This is a genomic window from Candidatus Borrelia fainii, from assembly GCF_027925085.1.
Taxonomy (GTDB): domain Bacteria; phylum Spirochaetota; class Spirochaetia; order Borreliales; family Borreliaceae; genus Borrelia; species Borrelia turicatae.
This window is the reverse complement of the sequence record NZ_AP027071.1, coordinates 1-16054: the sequence shown is the minus strand read 5'-3', so window position 1 is coordinate 16054 and position 16054 is coordinate 1. Positions and strand designations below refer to the sequence as shown.

Below are 16054 nucleotides of genomic sequence, written 5' to 3'. Positions count from 1 at the left end.
AAAGATCTGTAAGTTGATTGCCTTTATAAAGGGGTTATAGGAAACCTTTGATGTCATAGTAGATAAGATTAAATGGTTTAGGTGATCATTGAAAGATAAAAATGATACATTTGATGAAAACAAAATTGTGTTTGATAAGATTATATTTAGTAAGTTGGAAAATTATTTTAATACAGGCAAACAAAATAGCGCTTATGCTGAGCTAGAACATGACTTGAAATATATCTTTAACTTAAAGAGCGTTATAAAGGAATCAACAGTGTTTTCTAAATTTGTCAGTCGAAATGGATTGGACATTATAGATATATTTAAAATATTAATGCAAACAGAAAAATTAGGTTTATAGTTGATTCTATAGTAAAAATATCAACTGTAATTAACAGTACTTATGTCATTAAAAAAATATATTCCTATATCTGATTAAGGGATCAAACCCTTAATCAGATATAACTCCCCAATCTCTTATAGAAGAGCTTTTAACATATTTAAATGCAGAGTTAGCTTCTCCATCCTCAGTAATCTTTTCAAGTTCCTCTATCAATTTCTCTTCATTATCTACATTTTCTGCAGCTAATACTATTTGAGCTTTAATCTTAGAAATAGCGGTGTTTCTTGCTTGCATTATTGTCTTTAATTGAGCAGATTTTTTAGAAAACTCCTTAGCAGACTGAATTTTAACTAAGTTTTTCTCATCTGACCATTTATGCAAAATTTTATGAATACAATCTGTAAGATTAAATAAAGTACTCAATAAATCATCAGCAAGGATTTCGTAATACAAGTTATTATCGACTGATGCTTTAGAGAGTGGAAAATTAGTTTTGGGAAGGACAAAATTAAATATTTTTGTAAAAAAATTCTTATCTTCTTCAACGGGCTCTTCTTCAATAGGAATATAAATATTAGATAATTTGTCAAGTATTACTTTTAAACTTTCAATAATACTCTTATCATGCTCTAGACTAGTATAAATATAGTTCCACTGAGACTGAGTATTATATTTTGATAATGATTTTATAAAGTCATCGACTGACTTATTTACTGTAACTTTATTGAGTTCAATTTCCAGTTGTTTTTTATATTCATCTATGACTTGTTTGAATTCAACGTAAGCTTTATCTCGGTTTACATTTGACTTGGAATTTTTGGTACCCTCTTCAGGAATCCCATAATTTATGGGAATATATGTTTTTGATGACACTACTTTTATCCCATCTTGACTAACTACATCATGAGATACCCCTTGTTTACAGGAAAGAGTTGCAACTGCAATTATATAAATGCTAATCCCGACTTTTTTCATATAATAATTCTCCTTTTTTAATCTTTTATTAATCATTCAAGTCAATCATTCAAGATTATCTAATATATATAACACAGTTTCATACCATATGTACACACCTTAAATTACGTTGCATTTCATTTAATTGGTTAAACTTGGAACTTAAGCATCCCACAACAACTTAAAGCACACTCTACCACGACACTTTGGATTTTAACCTAATATGAGATTCTTTTTAAGTTATGCTTTCTTATTTGAAAAGTAGTAATTTGTAAATAAAAAAGTACTAGTGAAGTTAAAAATGTTAATTTATGCATCATCAAATGTATATCTATTAATTTTAAACGTTTTACCAATTTGTGTATATCTTCAAAATGGCATTATTTTAAAACTAAATTAGTTTGTAAATTGATTTAATTATAATTTGATTTATTAATTATATTAATCGAAAATTAATTTATATATTAAAATAATATATAAGGAGAAGTGTAGTGAAAAAAATTAATAAATTAATTTTTTTAATTAGTATTATAAGTATAATGATGGGATGTGGCCAAGGATCATTGAAGCAAAAGAAGAAACAAGCAGGTTTAGGTAAGGCAATTTTCTCCAAAAATCCAAATGGTGCTGTAGGTAACTTAGATGTATCGCGTGCTTTATTGACTAAAGAGATTAGAGAAAATTCAAGAAGAGATATTTCAAATGCACTAAGAGTAGATAATGTTGAGGGTGATGCTAATAAAAAAAACAAAGGAACAGGTGAACAGGGAGCAGGTAAACAGGTAGCAGGTGAACAGGAAGTAGGTAAACAGGGAGCAGGTGAACAGGGAGCAGGTGAACAGGTAGCAGGTGAACAGGAAGCAGGTGAACAGGAAGTAGGTAAACAGGGAGCAGGTAAACAGGGAGCAGGTGAACAGGGAGCAGGTAAACAGGGAGCAGGTGAACAGGGAGCAGGTGAACAAGGAGCAGGTAAACAGGGAGCAGGTGAACAAGGAGCAGGTGAACAAGGAGCAGGTAAACAAGGAGCAGGTAAACAAGGAGCAGGTAAACAGGGAGCAGGTGAACAGGGAGCAGGTGAACAGGGAGCAGGTGAACAGGGAGCAGGTAAACAGAGAGCAAGCAGAGATTTGGCTCATAAAATACTCACTCTAAGACTAAATGGGTATATAGAGACTCTTAATTCTAAAGTAGATGAACTTGTGTTTATGAAGGCAGGAGTTGATCCAAAAGCCCCTTTATTTGGTGACCAACGTATTTCTGGGTGGTTGCATCGTTTTAATCGGCAGGATGCAAAAAATAAGATTTATCTAGCATTAGAAAATGATATTCAAGATATTATGACTTTAAAAAATATATTTAAATATTTAAATTTGTCAATTGAGGTTTATGATTCTAGATACAAAGGTAGTGAAGGGAGTCTTATTTCGGATATATTATACCGGTTGTGTAATATTTCAGAGTATTCTTTTGACAATTTAAGGATGAATTTCAATCAAGAAACATTAGATTTAATTAAGAATTGTGATTCTGCAGAAAAAATTTCTGCAATTGACCTTAAATTAGCGGAGTTTATTGATATAAGGAAAGATATGATTTATAAAATTAAGACCAGATTGGATCGTGCACTTTCAAATAGAGAGAGAGGTAACAAAGAGAGAATGTTAGATTTATTGAAGGGCATTGCTGATTCAAATGGTAATATATATTTGGGAGTTAACTCTTTACGCGAACTTGCAAGATCCATTTCACATTTAATTCGTTCTTTATAGATTGGGTGAATTTAGGTGATAAGGATTTAAACTTTTTAAAGTGTAAGTAGCATGGATTATTATGTGATATAAATATGAAAATTAAAGGGTGTATTCCATTAAGGCCTGCATCAGGCCTCCTTTTTTAAAAAGCAGTATTTAAACAGTATTTAAAAAAGAATGTATTTTTACTACTGTATTTTTGTAGGTAATTTTATCAATAGTGAATATTGAAAGGATATAGCCAAAGATTTGGCTAAGAAGGTTAAGCCACCTATCAGCTTGGGAATCCAAGCTGATATTTAAATAGTTGTTTGTTATGAATGGACGAAACAAAATTTTTGCCACCTTTAAATTATATTTAATGAAATGTGTAATAAGTATTATAATGTAATACTTATTATATAAGATTAATTATTATTTGTATAGTAGAAAAGCTTAAAAAAAGAGCGAAATTTATGAAAAATTTTAGTATGTTGTTTTGGATATTGTCTATTATAATTGTTTCTTATAGACCTAAAAATAAATCAGTTTGTCAATTGGATTTGAAGGAAGATATTTAACTTGTAGGAAGTTTAATCATTGTTATTTCTTAATTTGGTATTTTATCTAAAATAAGAAAGAGAGGAAAAAATTCCTCTCTAAAGTTTGAGTTATTTGTGAAGTCTTATTTTAGGATCTCTTTAATATCTTGAGTTAATACTTTAATGTTAGGAATTTCAGTTTTAAATATTGTGCCATATTTAGAATGTATATGATTTATTAATTTTTGATTGTTATTTTGCATATCATTATCAGCTTCATATTCAGTAATAATGTTATTAATAGTATCTCTCCATTTTTTTCTTAATTCTTCAATTTTCACAAGTTTGTTTTTGATGTCTTTTAATTCTTGAAGTTTCAAAGTATTAAGATTATTTTTTTTGTTGTTTATTTTATAAATTAGCCATTCAAAATAATCTTGAACATAATTTATCCCTGTTAATAGTATTGTTATTGCTAAATTATCAGTTAAATCTTTTATTGTTATTGCAAATTTTTTAAGTGTGTCTTTTTTCCATTCTAAGGATGAATAAAATTTTCTTCTTGCAATTGTATTTTTAGCAGAATTTACTAGTTCGTTATTTTCTTTGTTCTTGAAGCGGTTAAACACTCCCAATTTCATTCCATATTGATCATCATCTTCAATATTATTTTTATATTCATTTATTAAAGCTATACTGGTTTGAACTTTTTTTATTATCTCAGCTATTAGTGCTGCTTTTTCGTTATCTTCTTTTGACTTTACGTCTTTAGCTTCTTCTAGATTGTTTTGAACATGTTTTTTATCTATTTTAGGTTCTAATGATTTGTCATCGCCTTTTTTTGCTGCTAATTGGGCACTGTCATTAAGTATTTGTGGTCTTAACGTTATGTCTATTGATTTTTTTGTATCATCGATTTTATTTGTATTTGTCTGAGAGTTTGTGTGGGGTTTTGTCTTTGCAACTGTTCCATTTGGGTTACATCCAACTAGTATAAATGCTATTAAAGCAAATGTAGTAAAAGTGTTATTTAAAATGTTATTTCTCATAGAAATTCTTCTTCCTTAATATTATATTAATATGATCATCAATTAATAATGATTCTTATATAGAAATATATATCATTTAATTTGAAAAAAACAATAATTATAAAAAAAATATTAAAATTTTTTCTTGTGTTGTTAGTTTGTAAATTTGTTAAATGATAAGAATATCTTATGCAAAGTATCTTATCTTACTTTTGACGAATCTGCTTATTAATGTAATATTGGTGCTTTATTGTTTTTAAAATTTTGTTAGTTTTGTGAGCTATATCTTTGATGCCATTAATTTTATCTTCTATTTTTTTGTATTTAGTGGTTATATGTTCTATTAATTTTATGCTGCTATTTTTAATGTCTGCCTCGGTTTTATAATCATTAATGATATCATCGATAAATGATATCCAACTTGTTCTTAAATTTGTAATTGTGTCAAGATTGTTTATAATGTCTTTTAGTTGTTCAACATTTAAAAGAATTAGCTTATCTCTTTCTACATTGATTTGATTTATGAGCGCTTCAAATGATTTTTGCGAATATTCTCTTCCTGTGTCTAAGATCGATTTATAAAGTTCATTACCTTTTTTAGTATTGATAGCTTGCATTTGAATAAGAATTTCTCCCAGCCATTTTAATCTTATTGTGTTATAGTTTAGAGATGCTAGAAATAACTTTATTTTTTCTTTGTTGATTAGATATATATTGTCTAATGAATGTATCACCTTATGGTAGTAAGTTTCATCAAAGATTGCACATTGTATTCCAAGTTGTTTTACAGGTTCCTTGATAATATCTGCTGAATGTTTCTCTATTAAAATTAGGGCAGTGTCAACTTTATTCTTTATTTGGTTTGTTAAATTTGTTTTTATGTTGAAATCGTTTTTTATTTTTGAGTTATTTGAGTTAATTATGAATATGTCTTTTTTTGTAGAGGTGTTTAATTGTTTGGTTGGCTTGGGGTTTGAACTACAGGCAAAGAGCACTAAGAGTGGTAAAATTAATGTTATAGTAAAGATATCAAAAATGTATTTCACAATATTTTCCTTGTTTTTATGGTTAAAACTAATTGATAATCAAAACAATCTAATTAAAATTATTTGTATATTTGGTAATATAAATTTAATAAGTACCGTTAAAAAATATTAATAATTATTAATTGAAATTATATATTTTCTTGATTGTTAAATCAACGTTATTTTAAATTGAGATAATTTATAGAGATGTAGTGATTAATAGGAATAGAAAATAATAAAGATGACATTATCAAAGATGACATTGTCGTTGTATGTGTTATAATCAAGTATAAGTAAATAACATGTATTGCACTTATATATGGATTTAATTTAAATATCAAGTAAATGTCGAGATAATAAATGTCACAAAATGATAATCTCTATTAAGATACAATATTATTTGATTTACACATGAATAAGAGAAGAATAAACGTTCTTCTCTTACATTACTATAAATTTTGTAATGATATTTATATGTTTTATATCACCTTAATTAAGGTGCAATGAAAATGTTCATAATTTCATTAGATGTGTTTTTGATTATGTTAAAGTCCGGTTCAAATGCACCTTTTTTGCTTTCTAGGTAATCTCTTATTTCAGTAGCAGTAGCAGTAGTTTTAAGTTTATTTTGAGGTGTAGCCTTACCAATTGCTTTGTCTGTATCGTAATCTTCTTTGATTTTATTTACTGCATTTACAATATTTGTTTTTGCTTTTTGAATTTCATTAACTTTATTGTGCAGTGTTTTTAGAGTGTCAAGAGATAATTTTTCAATTTCATCTTTTTTGTTATTTAGTGTATAGAATGCTGTTAAGTAGTAGGCATTAGCATACTCTCTCATACTATTTAAAATGTCCTCTAAGGTAGTCTTCATAGCAGGAGTTGCTGTAGCATTTGCTGCCATTTTGTTAGCAAGTGCCCCAAAAGCTTCAATATAATCTTTATTGTACTCAAATGCTAGGTATATTTCTCTTCTGGCTGCTTTACTATCCTCATCATTTGCGTTATATAGTTTGGCAACTGCTTGACCTTGGGGAGTGTGTTGAGTTACGGCAAATAGTTGATTGGGATCAAAGAGGTTATATCCTTGTGCATTCTCGTCCCAATTATTATCATTCTGTGTTGTTAGTACTTGCGTTACTGTTGGTAGTAAGTTTTTTATATCATCGACCATTTGTTGTTTTTGAGCCTCTTCTTTGCTTTGTGTTTCTTGCCCTGTTGGTATTGCGCTATCAGTTTTATTTGGATCGTTGTCACAAGCAATTAATAAAATCAAGCTGGCTAAAAAAATAAACATAGTAAAAACTTTATGTTTCAAAATATTCTCCTTGTTGTTAAGATTAAACAAATTTATTAACCATTTTTATAAAAGTGTTAGTTAATAATTATTATTAACTGATATTGTATATAGATTTGATTTAAATATCAAGATAGTGGTAGTTGAAAATAATATTTTTATTATAATAATTTTAATTAGTTAATAACTTATATTATTACTTTTATTATTTTTGTTATTATTTTTTTAAGATGTAAATTGTATATAATTATTTTGTGTATAAGTAATTATTATAGTTATTATAGTTGAATTTTTGATATTAAAATTTGTTTAAATGGCTATAAAAAGTGATTTATAGCTTAATTTTAAATTGTACAAATAACATAATAAACATATAAAAAACCTAGTTGTCTTTTGTGTTAAGGCCCTAGATAATACAAGACCTATAAATAAATTAATTAAACGTTAATCTTTTATCATGTATGGAGAATCAATCAATGTTTTTGTTCCTTTATTATTTGTAATGTAATTATGTAATGTAATTATGTTTAAATAATATTTATCTTTTATCTAAGATTGATTTAGTATCGGGCTTTATTTAAATTATCTCTTAACTTATGGACTTCATTAAAAAAATATCTACTTATATTTGTCATAATAGTCTTTATACATGATCTCATGATAGCGTTTACCCCAGATTCATTAATATAAATTAGTAATGCTGGATTTTGTGTGTTAAATTCCTCTATTACCTTTTTAATATTTACTTCTCTGGTATTATTAATTCCTTTGGTAGCTATGTCTAATAACTTATCTAGTAATGATATCATTTTTACCCCACTATCTATGTTACTTTTGATTATATTTGCTACAGGACCGTTGTATCCTGCGTTTAGTAATGCCTTAAATGCCGTTAAATTACCGCTTTAACTTTTCGATTTGCTTAATTTGCAGAAATAAGGAGTGATGTAATATTTGAATTTTAATTGTCCAATTAAAAAGATAACAATGCAGTTACTTAGGAAATAAATTATAAAAAAGCCCCTTGATAAAGGGGATATTTAAAAGAATGTATAAAACATTGTGAGTAAACAATCTTCCTTTTGAAAAATTAAAGTATTTGGTAATTAATTATTAATTCAAAATTATTTATTTTCAAGTTTTTTTTTAAAAAGTTTTAAATTTTTTTGGAATTTTTTTTTATAAATAATTTTTAACCTTAGTTACTTGATATTAATGAATAAGTGTTGGAGTTTAACATTTATTATATAATAATAAATGTACTTGTTTGAAGTAAGCAAGGAGGATATTTGTGAAATAAAGTGGAATTAAACTAGCTTTAGTATTTATTAATACTATTAAATTAGTTGCGATTTTAAAAAATAAGAATCAACGACATCTCCAACTGGTGATTTGGTAAAAATTGCCTAACTAAATTACTTGAAGGTTTTTTAATTTATGATGAAAGTTTTTAGGGCATTTGAAAAAGTTATAACATCTGTTGATATGTTATAAAATAGGTTCTAATTTAGATAAAGAGTTAAGAGAATTAATACTAGTATTAGTTGATCAAATATTTGATGGCCATTTTTTCACTGTTAATGAAAAAGAATTAGATCATTTTGATGAGAAGGTTTATGTTATATTAACATCTTGTTCATTTTGATGTTGCTAGCTAGTTAAAAGTGTTATAAGTGAGATTGTAGAAATTGTAGAGGTATGTTGATTAGGTAGTTGTTTATGGGATTTAAGATTTTAGTAAGAGAGATGCATTTAGTTGGAAGTTTAAAGATTATGCTTAGTTTTGTGACACAAAGTTAAAACGTATATTTGCAGATTCTGTAGAGGATGTGTATTTAAGCTTACTGATGATGAATTTAATAATCTGAGTCTTGATTTTGTAGGCAATTATGTTCAAATTAATTAAAAGTAAAATAATTAGTATATAACTGACCTTTTATATATTTTAATGCTTGTTCTTTTTTTATTCCAAAGTTTTACTTAAATTGTTGAAATTTTTAAATGAAAAGCTTGTAAGCGTTCCATCTTTGATGGACTGTAATATTATGTGCAAAATATTATGTGCAATTGTTTAGTCTTAATATTTCCAATCTCATTAAATAATTTATTTAATTAATTTTGATCGTATTTAGGGTTTAGTATTTTTTTAAGCTTATCTTGCAGATTGGAATTTTTTTTGTGGTTTTTTCTAAATCTTCTAGAATACTTAGGTGCTTTTTTCTTGAAGTAAATCTTTAAAGGTAATAAGTGCTTGTTTTTGATTATCATCAAGGATATTTAATAAATTAATCTCAATTTTTAGTAAACATTTTTTTCATTAATTTTATTTTGTCTCCTTTAAAATAAGTAAATCGCAATTTGCTTTAGAAAACATTAATATATTAATCAACAAAGATAGGCTGTAAATGTAGCCTATCCTTGTTGTAAATTAAAAATAATATTATGTGAGTTAGTTTTTAAAGTTCAAACTTATCTCATATTTATCTCATTTTTAACTTTTCCTAGTAACTCTTTTGCATCCTTTAAGCTCTTCTCTAGTTGTGAGAAGTCAGATCTATATCCTATGCTGTATGCCTGGAAAGTATTAGCTGCTCTCTCAATGTTTTTTGTAAGATAGTCTAGTTTATCTTTAGCCCGACCTAATGCTTCGGATAGCTTAATAATATAATCTACGGAAAATTGTGATTCTACTTCATGATAGTCTTCTGATGCATTTTCGATTGTGTTTTTAACATCATCAACTTCTGTAAAAAGTTTTTGCAGTGTTTGTGCTAGCTTCTCTTTACTAAACTGGTTCAACTTTTCTTTAGCATTTTTTCTTTCGTCTGGGGTAGAATGACCACTTGTACTCATAGTAGCTTGAAATTCGACTTGCTCTTTGTCTTCTTTGATTTTTTTGATCATCTCAAGTTCAGAATCAATCTTTTTTTCAGCTTTCTCTAATTGATCATAATATTCATATTGAGGGCTATCTTCTACTTCTTCTGTAGTAGAACTAGCATAACCTGAAATTGTTGTTGGTATTGAGTTGTAAGTGTACTCCTCGTATTTACCTGAATATCCACTTAAACCACTAAGAGTGCCTGTAGTACCACTTAAACTGACTGTAGGTATTGCAAGCTCTGGTTTTAACTCTCCTTTTTGACTGTTAAGAGAATTTGAATCTCTATCGCTGACAATAGCAACAGGTAAATTTTCTTTTTCTTCTTCTGGAAGTGTTTCTTTGATGATAGGTTCTGGAACTGATACATCATTTACACTAGGGGCATAAACACCAGGAATATGTCCATTGTCTTGTGATGATGCTTGAGTGTTTACTTTTCCTTTCACCGTATCTTTTGTATGTTTTTTTATAACCTTTTTTAAAGGTCTTTTAATTAATTTACTTGACTTATCAGAAGTATTGCTGATAGCTTGATTTTTAGAATCCAAGATGGAGCTGACCTTATCAAGTAAATCACCAGATTTTTTTTGTATATTTTTATCAAATAGTAAATCACAACTAATAAAACTTATCAATATAAGTACAAATAAATATTGTTTTTCTAATTGCATCATTACCTCCTTGCAACAATAAATATATAGCAATAAGTGTATAAAACAAGTAAATGTTCAAATTATGATGCGTTAAGTGACAAAGCTTTGCAAACTATTGACATAGAGTAGTTTATTATGGTAAAAAATTATTTATTAAAAAATATGGATATTTTAAAAGGAGCAGGAGTGCTTTAATAAGGCTCTTTATAAAAATTCATGTATGTTAATTAGGTTAAAGAGTTAGCCAAGTATATTAAATCTGTATGAAAATCTAAAAGGGGATATAGTAAATCATTATGTTTAGATATGACCTCACTTAATACTCTAAATATTGGTTCTGTTTTTGAGCCACGGAACCATAAACTAGCAATTATTTCATGTTTGTTGTTTTTAAATAAAACTTTAAGCCCCCCTGATGAGTCACCTGTTCTGGAGAGATTTTGTTTGATACCCTCATAATTTATAATTTCATAATTATGTATTGGTAATTTTTGTAACAGGGTATTATTGTTGTTAAATTCTTTTTCTAATAATTTTTCGTAATTGGTTTTTAGTATTTCTTGATTTTCTACTTTTATTTTAAGCATGGCTTTTTCTGATGATACTTCTACATTGCTATAAAAATTGATTGTCTTTAATATATCCTCAAGAGTGTAGTGTTCATTATATGAATTATTAGATATTGAGCACCATATCTTGTAAAGATTTTTGATTGTAAGCAATTTTATAATGCTAAAGAGAGTTGTTAGTGGGTCTCTTACTTTTGAAGGGTATATAATATTGCCCCCATTTGATCCTTCTCCCAAAATTTTTACTATTAATCCTTTATTCCGTAAAAGGTCAGCCATTTCTATTAAGTTGGCTTCACCAACCTCCACTCTATAAACTTTTGTGTTAAATAGAGATGCTATTTTTTCAATGTTTAGTGAGGTTGCATCATTAACTACGACAGCTAAATTATCTTTAATTCCCATATGGTAAAGATAGCTAAGCTCTGAGAGTACTGAGAGTGCAAATATTTTTTGTGGTGTAATGATACTTGCTTGTTCTTTTTTTAAAATTGCAACCAGATTGCCTCTATCTCCATCACAATCAGGGACATATCCTAACTTGAAAGAATTGTCATTCTTAAATTTTTGCTCTAATATTTGTTTGCACATGTTTAAAGATGTCCCTTCGGGAGTCATTCCATGCTTAAAGATACCAATTTCTGTGTTATGAAGTTCTAATTTTATTCCCAAAGATTCAATCATTTCCCTATCAATTGAGTTAATGCGAGAACTCCCATTCATCTCTCCTATGATTCCTATAGGTTCTTTTTTGATAGTTTTTTTTAGTATGTCAATATTTTTTTGATTGTGTGTGTCTGAATATATTATTTGCTGCATTAATGACTTATATGAGTTATAAGATTGTGTTTTATGTCTAGCTTGTGAAGTGATAATTTCTTCATATGTTTTTAAGTGCAGAGCATTGGTATTAAACTTTTGTAAGTTTGTTATTAGATTGTTTATTAAAGTTTCATTTTCAATGTTGGATCTGATCTGACATATTATTTTCTTTGTTTCATTTGAATTTAGCACGCCTCCATCATTTAATCCAATTTTAATGCCATTATATCCTGTAGGATTATGACTTGCAGAAATGTATATAAATCCTTTTGAATTTTGATTTTCTTTTGTATAAGCTAAGATTTCTGGTATTGGGAGTATTCCAAAAAAATTTACACTGTTGTTGTTTAAAATTAAGGTCTTAATTATTATCTTTGAGATTATATTTCCAGTTGTTCTTGAATCTAATCCAACATTGATATATTTTTTTTGTTTATCTTTAAAATAATTTGATATTGTAAAGGTTATAAGAGCAACTAATATTTTGTCGTCATCATTTATTTCATATTCTATTGAATTTTCATTTTTTGATTTTGCAAATATCTTTCTAAATCCTGAATGAGAAAATATCATTTCATTAATAGCGTTTCTTAGATTTGTCATATTTAATATATACCCTTTTAGCATATTTTCCTCTTCATTAGTATTTTTAATTTAATATTTGCCTTTATTTGTAGTATTATGATTATAGTAACATATTCTATTACAATAGGCATTATTTAATAGCGCTTTTTATAATATGTTAATTGTTGTTTACCTTGTCTTTAAATGAGGTTTTGGTATGTATGAGGTAATCGATGAAATTTTTTCTAAAAAAATGCTTGATATACCTTATCTTAATATACCCTTAACTACTCGTGATGAAATACTTACAATTGTAACAATTGTAATGAAATACAAATTACTGTCTCTACTAAGAAATTCCTAAATATTATATAAAATATTATATAATATTGGTTAATTGTGTGGTAATATATATATATATATAGAATAAGTAATTATTTATCGGACTTGATAAGTAGGGGTTTGCTTATAAGATAGAAACAAAGATTGGTTCTTAATGTTGATGATATGCTGAATAATAATAGTTAAAAGTTGTAATAAATTACAAAGAAGGAGAGATTTAATGGTAAGAGTAAGTATGATGTTTTTTATTGTGTTTGTAATAAGTTGTGATTACAATGCAAAAATAAGAGAAGAAGAAAGTTTAGCTCCAAAATTGTTTGAAGCTAGGTCAAATAAAATGGTAATTGAGATCAAAAAACCAACCCCTCCTTCTCCTGATGTTATTCCTCCTTCTCCTGATGTTATCCCTCCTTCTCCTGATGTTATCCCTCCTTCTCCTGATGTTATTCCTCCTTCTCCTGATGTTATTCCTCCTTCTCCTGATGTTATCCCTCCTTTAGGTGAACAAAAAGACATAATTGCTCCAATAAATTTCAAGAGATCTTTAATTGAACTTCCAGAAAAAGCAACAACAAAAGAGGAAGCTTTGAAACAATTTTATGAGAAAAGAAGATCGCTTTATTATGACCGTGAATCTATAATTAAGCGTGATGAACCTTTTCTTTATGATGCTATAAATGTAGGTTTCCCTCCCTTGAGCTTGGATAAGATATTTGAGAAAAGAGGATGGCACTATAATTTCAGTACAGAAAATATTTATGCATCTGTGTGTTATAATCCTGAGCTTATTTACTCTTTAGCATTTGCAATATATACAATGTATCCCCCTCGTAGTGTTTCCGAGTCTGTCCATCATAGTATATATTTACCAAATGAAAATGATAGAGCGCGATATAGGCTTGCTATTGAAGGGTTATTATATATGTTAGGCAAAATGTCATTTGCTACTTTAGAGTTCTTATTGATAAATTTTAGGGATCGGAAAAATCGCGATATTTTTAATAAGTATTCTACTATGGAAGAACTTGTAAATCTTACTCAAAAAATATATGAATATAATGACATGTTAAGTTATGCATCGCATAAGATTCTTGTTTTAACAATTTATCACTTGCCGAAAGAAGAAATGACAGCAGAAAGATTTTACAATATATTTAATTCACTGATCAATAGTAAAAATAGTAATGCTGCAGTTATAGAGGTTGAAAATAAAGGAAGAGAGATTTGTGATTTGTTGCAAGAGATATTCGATAGAGGAAAAAACTAGAAGAGAGAGAAAAAATAAAAAAAAGGGGAGTAAGCAATAAAGGATTTAATGAATAGAGGTTTTGTTGTAAATATCTTATGACAAATGAGTGTAGCATGGTAAGAGAATTATTGACTTATTATATGTTATATAATAAGGGATATGATGAAAATGTTGAGCATTTTTTTGGAAGGTAGGGTTTTATGAAACAAGTATTAATTTTAATGTTATTTTTTGTTTGTATTGTTGTTAGTTTTGCTCAAAGTTATGATGAGATGGCTTCTGATGCTGTAACTGCAAAAGGCAATATGGATAGCAAATTGTTATTTTATGAAATTCATAAACAAAATACTTTAGTGCCTTTTCTATTGAATTTTTTTGTGGGTTTTGGTATAGGTTCATTCGTGCAAGGAGATCTTACTGGTGGATTACTGATTTTAGGATTTGATATGTTGGGTTTCGGTTTGATTAGTGGTGGTATGTATTCTCTTTCTCAATATAAAGGTATTAATACACCAACGATTGCATTATCTTTGATGTCTTTAGGTGGAATTACTTTGTTTGTGACACGAATTGTTGAAATAATAATTCCCTTTACATATGCGTCTAGTTATAATAGGAAACTTCGAGAAAAATTGGGTATATCCTTGGGAGGATTTAAGCCTCAATTTGAGATAAATTTCAACGAAAATTCTGGTTTAGTTTTTGAACTTGCTTTTACTAAGAAGTATTGATTATAAAATTTAAAATAAAAATAAGTATAGTTTTTAATATATTTACTTGCTGTTACTTTGTAACAAGGTAACAGTAAGTACCACAAAAGTTTAAGAATGTAAATATGGCACCTATAGCAGGTGCTAAATTTGCTACAAATAACCCCTTAGGTAGCAGAACTTTTGGGTCTCTTCATCTTATAATATTGGTCTTATGGTAGAGGCATTTATTGATGGGATACAAAGGGAAGGTGTTTTTGCTGTAGTTAAGCACTTTCCTGGACTTGGAGGCACAAAAGTAGATACCCATAAAGATTTGGCCTTATTACCTTATAGTAAAAATTTTTTAATGGTAAATAATTTTATACCATTTCTTTTTGGAAAGAAAGCAAAATTTATTATGCTTGGACATGTACTTGTTCCTAATATTTCCGCAGATGTAAGTAGTATGTCCAAAGATATTGTGGATATTATAAGACATAATCTGAATATCTTTAGTATTATCATGACAGATGCGTATGATATGGGGGCAATTGTAAATAATTTTAGTTTGGAGCATGCGATTAAGAAATCATTAAATTCAGATATTGATGTTGTGCTTATTCCAGAAGGGTTTAAAAAACTTAATGTAGAAGAGTAAATATTCTTAAGTTTTGTATAAAGGAAATGTTTATTAAAAATGACTAAGTATTGTTATAATTAGATAGGAAAGGTAATAGCTATATCGACTAAAAAATACTCACGTAGAGAAGAAGAAAATATAGAGAGGATAGAGAATAAATTAGTAATTGGAATATTAAGTTTAAGAGAGACAAAAGGCAATGCCGGGAAAAGAAAAGCAGAGATATTATTTCCACCAGTAATAATAGAAGTCCTAAGAGATATAGGTAATTGAGTACCTACTAAGATATTGATAATGAAAGAATATATATGTATTTGATATTTCAATATATAAAAAGAAATAGATAGAGTAAAATAGACATTTGAGAATGAAGTTGAATTTTGGGGATAAAAGTTAATGGGGATGATATTGAAATCAATCCATTCATTGTAAGTCATGGTTATTCCAATGAAAGCGTAATATTTGTAATGTTGATTATAAGGAGTTAAATTTATATAATTGTGTTGAATAATACCTATTTGTAGTGGTTTTATATTTTCATTATTAAATTTTTCACCCCATGCATGGGCATGTATTATAAACAAGTGTAGTGATATAAGTATTAAATTTTTCATTGTGTGTGTAAAAAATTGTAACATGTTATTAAAGAATAAAAAATGGTTTTTACTTGTTTGTATTGTATGAAATGGGGAAGGATGTAATAATATTATATTTTATACTATTAACAATTAAATA

14 protein-coding genes and 1 pseudogene are annotated in these 16054 nt (G+C 27.7%); 7 read left to right on the top strand and 8 right to left on the bottom strand.

The genetic code is table 11. The features are described 5' to 3' along the window. Window positions 1-88: 88 nt before the first annotated feature. The gene (locus QMG63_RS04535) at window positions 89-346 is read left to right on the top strand and encodes a hypothetical protein (RefSeq protein ID WP_281862155.1); all 258 of its coding nucleotides are present in this window, start codon (window positions 89-91) and stop codon (window positions 344-346) included. A gap of 90 nt (window positions 347-436) precedes the next feature. Here QMG63_RS04535 and QMG63_RS04530 read toward each other — a convergent pair whose 3' ends face one another. Then, window positions 437-1303, bottom strand: a complete 867-nt coding sequence (locus tag QMG63_RS04530; protein ID WP_281862153.1) for a hypothetical protein — start codon at window positions 1301-1303, stop codon at window positions 437-439. Between the two features lie 470 nt (window positions 1304-1773). On the opposite strand from QMG63_RS04530, the gene QMG63_RS04525 reads away from it, so the two are divergent. Beyond that, window positions 1774-3051, top strand: a complete 1278-nt coding sequence (locus tag QMG63_RS04525; RefSeq protein ID WP_281862151.1) for a hypothetical protein — start codon at window positions 1774-1776, stop codon at window positions 3049-3051. A gap of 646 nt (window positions 3052-3697) precedes the next feature. Here QMG63_RS04525 and QMG63_RS04520 read toward each other — a convergent pair. The 4 genes from QMG63_RS04520 to QMG63_RS04505 form a co-directional block, all read right to left on the bottom strand. Beyond that, window positions 3698-4603 carry a complement regulator-acquiring protein gene (locus QMG63_RS04520; RefSeq protein ID WP_281862149.1) on the bottom strand — a complete coding sequence of 302 codons (906 nt, stop codon included), beginning with the start codon at window positions 4601-4603 and terminating at the stop codon, window positions 3698-3700. Window positions 4604-4788: 185 nt separating this feature from the next. Next, window positions 4789-5661, bottom strand: coding sequence for a complement regulator-acquiring protein (locus tag QMG63_RS04515; RefSeq protein WP_281862292.1), 873 nt, complete (start codon window positions 5659-5661; stop codon window positions 4789-4791). A 439-nt stretch (window positions 5662-6100) separates the two neighbouring features. Continuing rightward, a complete protein-coding gene (locus QMG63_RS04510; RefSeq protein ID WP_281862147.1) occupies window positions 6101-6925 on the bottom strand; it encodes a virulence associated lipoprotein in 825 nt (274 codons plus the stop codon). A 539-nt stretch (window positions 6926-7464) separates the two neighbouring features. Beyond that, window positions 7465-7713, bottom strand: coding sequence for a hypothetical protein (locus QMG63_RS04505; protein ID WP_281862145.1), 249 nt, complete (start codon window positions 7711-7713; stop codon window positions 7465-7467). Between the two features lie 671 nt (window positions 7714-8384). On the opposite strand from QMG63_RS04505, the gene QMG63_RS04500 reads away from it, so the two are divergent. Further along, a complete protein-coding gene (locus tag QMG63_RS04500) occupies window positions 8385-8549 on the top strand; it encodes a hypothetical protein (protein WP_281862144.1) in 165 nt (54 codons plus the stop codon). Window positions 8550-9373: 824 nt separating this feature from the next. Here QMG63_RS04500 and QMG63_RS04495 read toward each other — a convergent pair. Both QMG63_RS04495 and QMG63_RS04490 read right to left on the bottom strand, forming a co-directional pair. Continuing rightward, window positions 9374-10459 (bottom strand): BBK32 immunogenic protein P35, encoded by a 1086-nt coding sequence (locus QMG63_RS04495; protein ID WP_281862142.1) that lies wholly within the window; start codon window positions 10457-10459, stop codon window positions 9374-9376. A gap of 209 nt (window positions 10460-10668) precedes the next feature. Further along, entirely contained in the window at window positions 10669-12459 is a 1791-nt protein-coding gene (locus QMG63_RS04490; RefSeq protein WP_281860618.1) for a phosphoglucomutase, read from the bottom strand. A gap of 154 nt (window positions 12460-12613) precedes the next feature. Between QMG63_RS04490 and QMG63_RS04485 the strand changes: the two genes are divergently transcribed. The 4 genes and pseudogenes from QMG63_RS04485 to QMG63_RS04470 all read left to right on the top strand — a co-directional run. Next, complete coding sequence (locus tag QMG63_RS04485) at window positions 12614-12760, top strand: hypothetical protein (protein WP_281860617.1); 147 nt, start codon at window positions 12614-12616, stop codon at window positions 12758-12760. Window positions 12761-12958: 198 nt separating this feature from the next. Beyond that, the gene (locus tag QMG63_RS04480; RefSeq protein WP_281862140.1) at window positions 12959-14005 is read left to right on the top strand and encodes a hypothetical protein; all 1047 of its coding nucleotides are present in this window, start codon (window positions 12959-12961) and stop codon (window positions 14003-14005) included. Between the two features lie 182 nt (window positions 14006-14187). Beyond that, on the top strand, window positions 14188-14718 hold the full coding sequence (locus QMG63_RS04475) for a P13 family porin (protein ID WP_281860613.1): 531 nt from the start codon (window positions 14188-14190) through the stop codon (window positions 14716-14718). Between the two features lie 95 nt (window positions 14719-14813). Further along, a pseudogene (locus QMG63_RS04470) lies at window positions 14814-15337 on the top strand (glycoside hydrolase family 3 N-terminal domain-containing protein); the annotation flags it as partial. A gap of 59 nt (window positions 15338-15396) precedes the next feature. Here QMG63_RS04470 and QMG63_RS04465 read toward each other — a convergent pair. After that, window positions 15397-15933, bottom strand: a complete 537-nt coding sequence (locus QMG63_RS04465; RefSeq protein ID WP_281860611.1) for a hypothetical protein — start codon at window positions 15931-15933, stop codon at window positions 15397-15399. Window positions 15934-16054 lie beyond the last annotated feature (121 nt).

Coding starts and splice junctions, on each gene's coding strand:
- QMG63_RS04530 (WP_281862153.1), bottom strand. CDS start 1,303: ATGAAAAAAGTCGGGATTAGCATTTATATAATTGCAGTTGCAACTCTT.
- QMG63_RS04520 (WP_281862149.1), bottom strand. CDS start 4,603: ATGAGAAATAACATTTTAAATAACACTTTTACTACATTTGCTTTAATA.
- QMG63_RS04505 (WP_281862145.1), bottom strand. CDS start 7,713: ATGATATCATTACTAGATAAGTTATTAGACATAGCTACCAAAGGAATT.
- QMG63_RS04495 (WP_281862142.1), bottom strand. CDS start 10,459: ATGCAATTAGAAAAACAATATTTATTTGTACTTATATTGATAAGTTTT.
- QMG63_RS04490 (WP_281860618.1), bottom strand. CDS start 12,459: ATGCTAAAAGGGTATATATTAAATATGACAAATCTAAGAAACGCTATT.
- QMG63_RS04485 (WP_281860617.1), top strand. CDS start 12,614: ATGTATGAGGTAATCGATGAAATTTTTTCTAAAAAAATGCTTGATATA.
- QMG63_RS04480 (WP_281862140.1), top strand. CDS start 12,959: ATGGTAAGAGTAAGTATGATGTTTTTTATTGTGTTTGTAATAAGTTGT.
- QMG63_RS04475 (WP_281860613.1), top strand. CDS start 14,188: ATGAAACAAGTATTAATTTTAATGTTATTTTTTGTTTGTATTGTTGTT.
- QMG63_RS04465 (WP_281860611.1), bottom strand. CDS start 15,933: ATGAAAAATTTAATACTTATATCACTACACTTGTTTATAATACATGCC.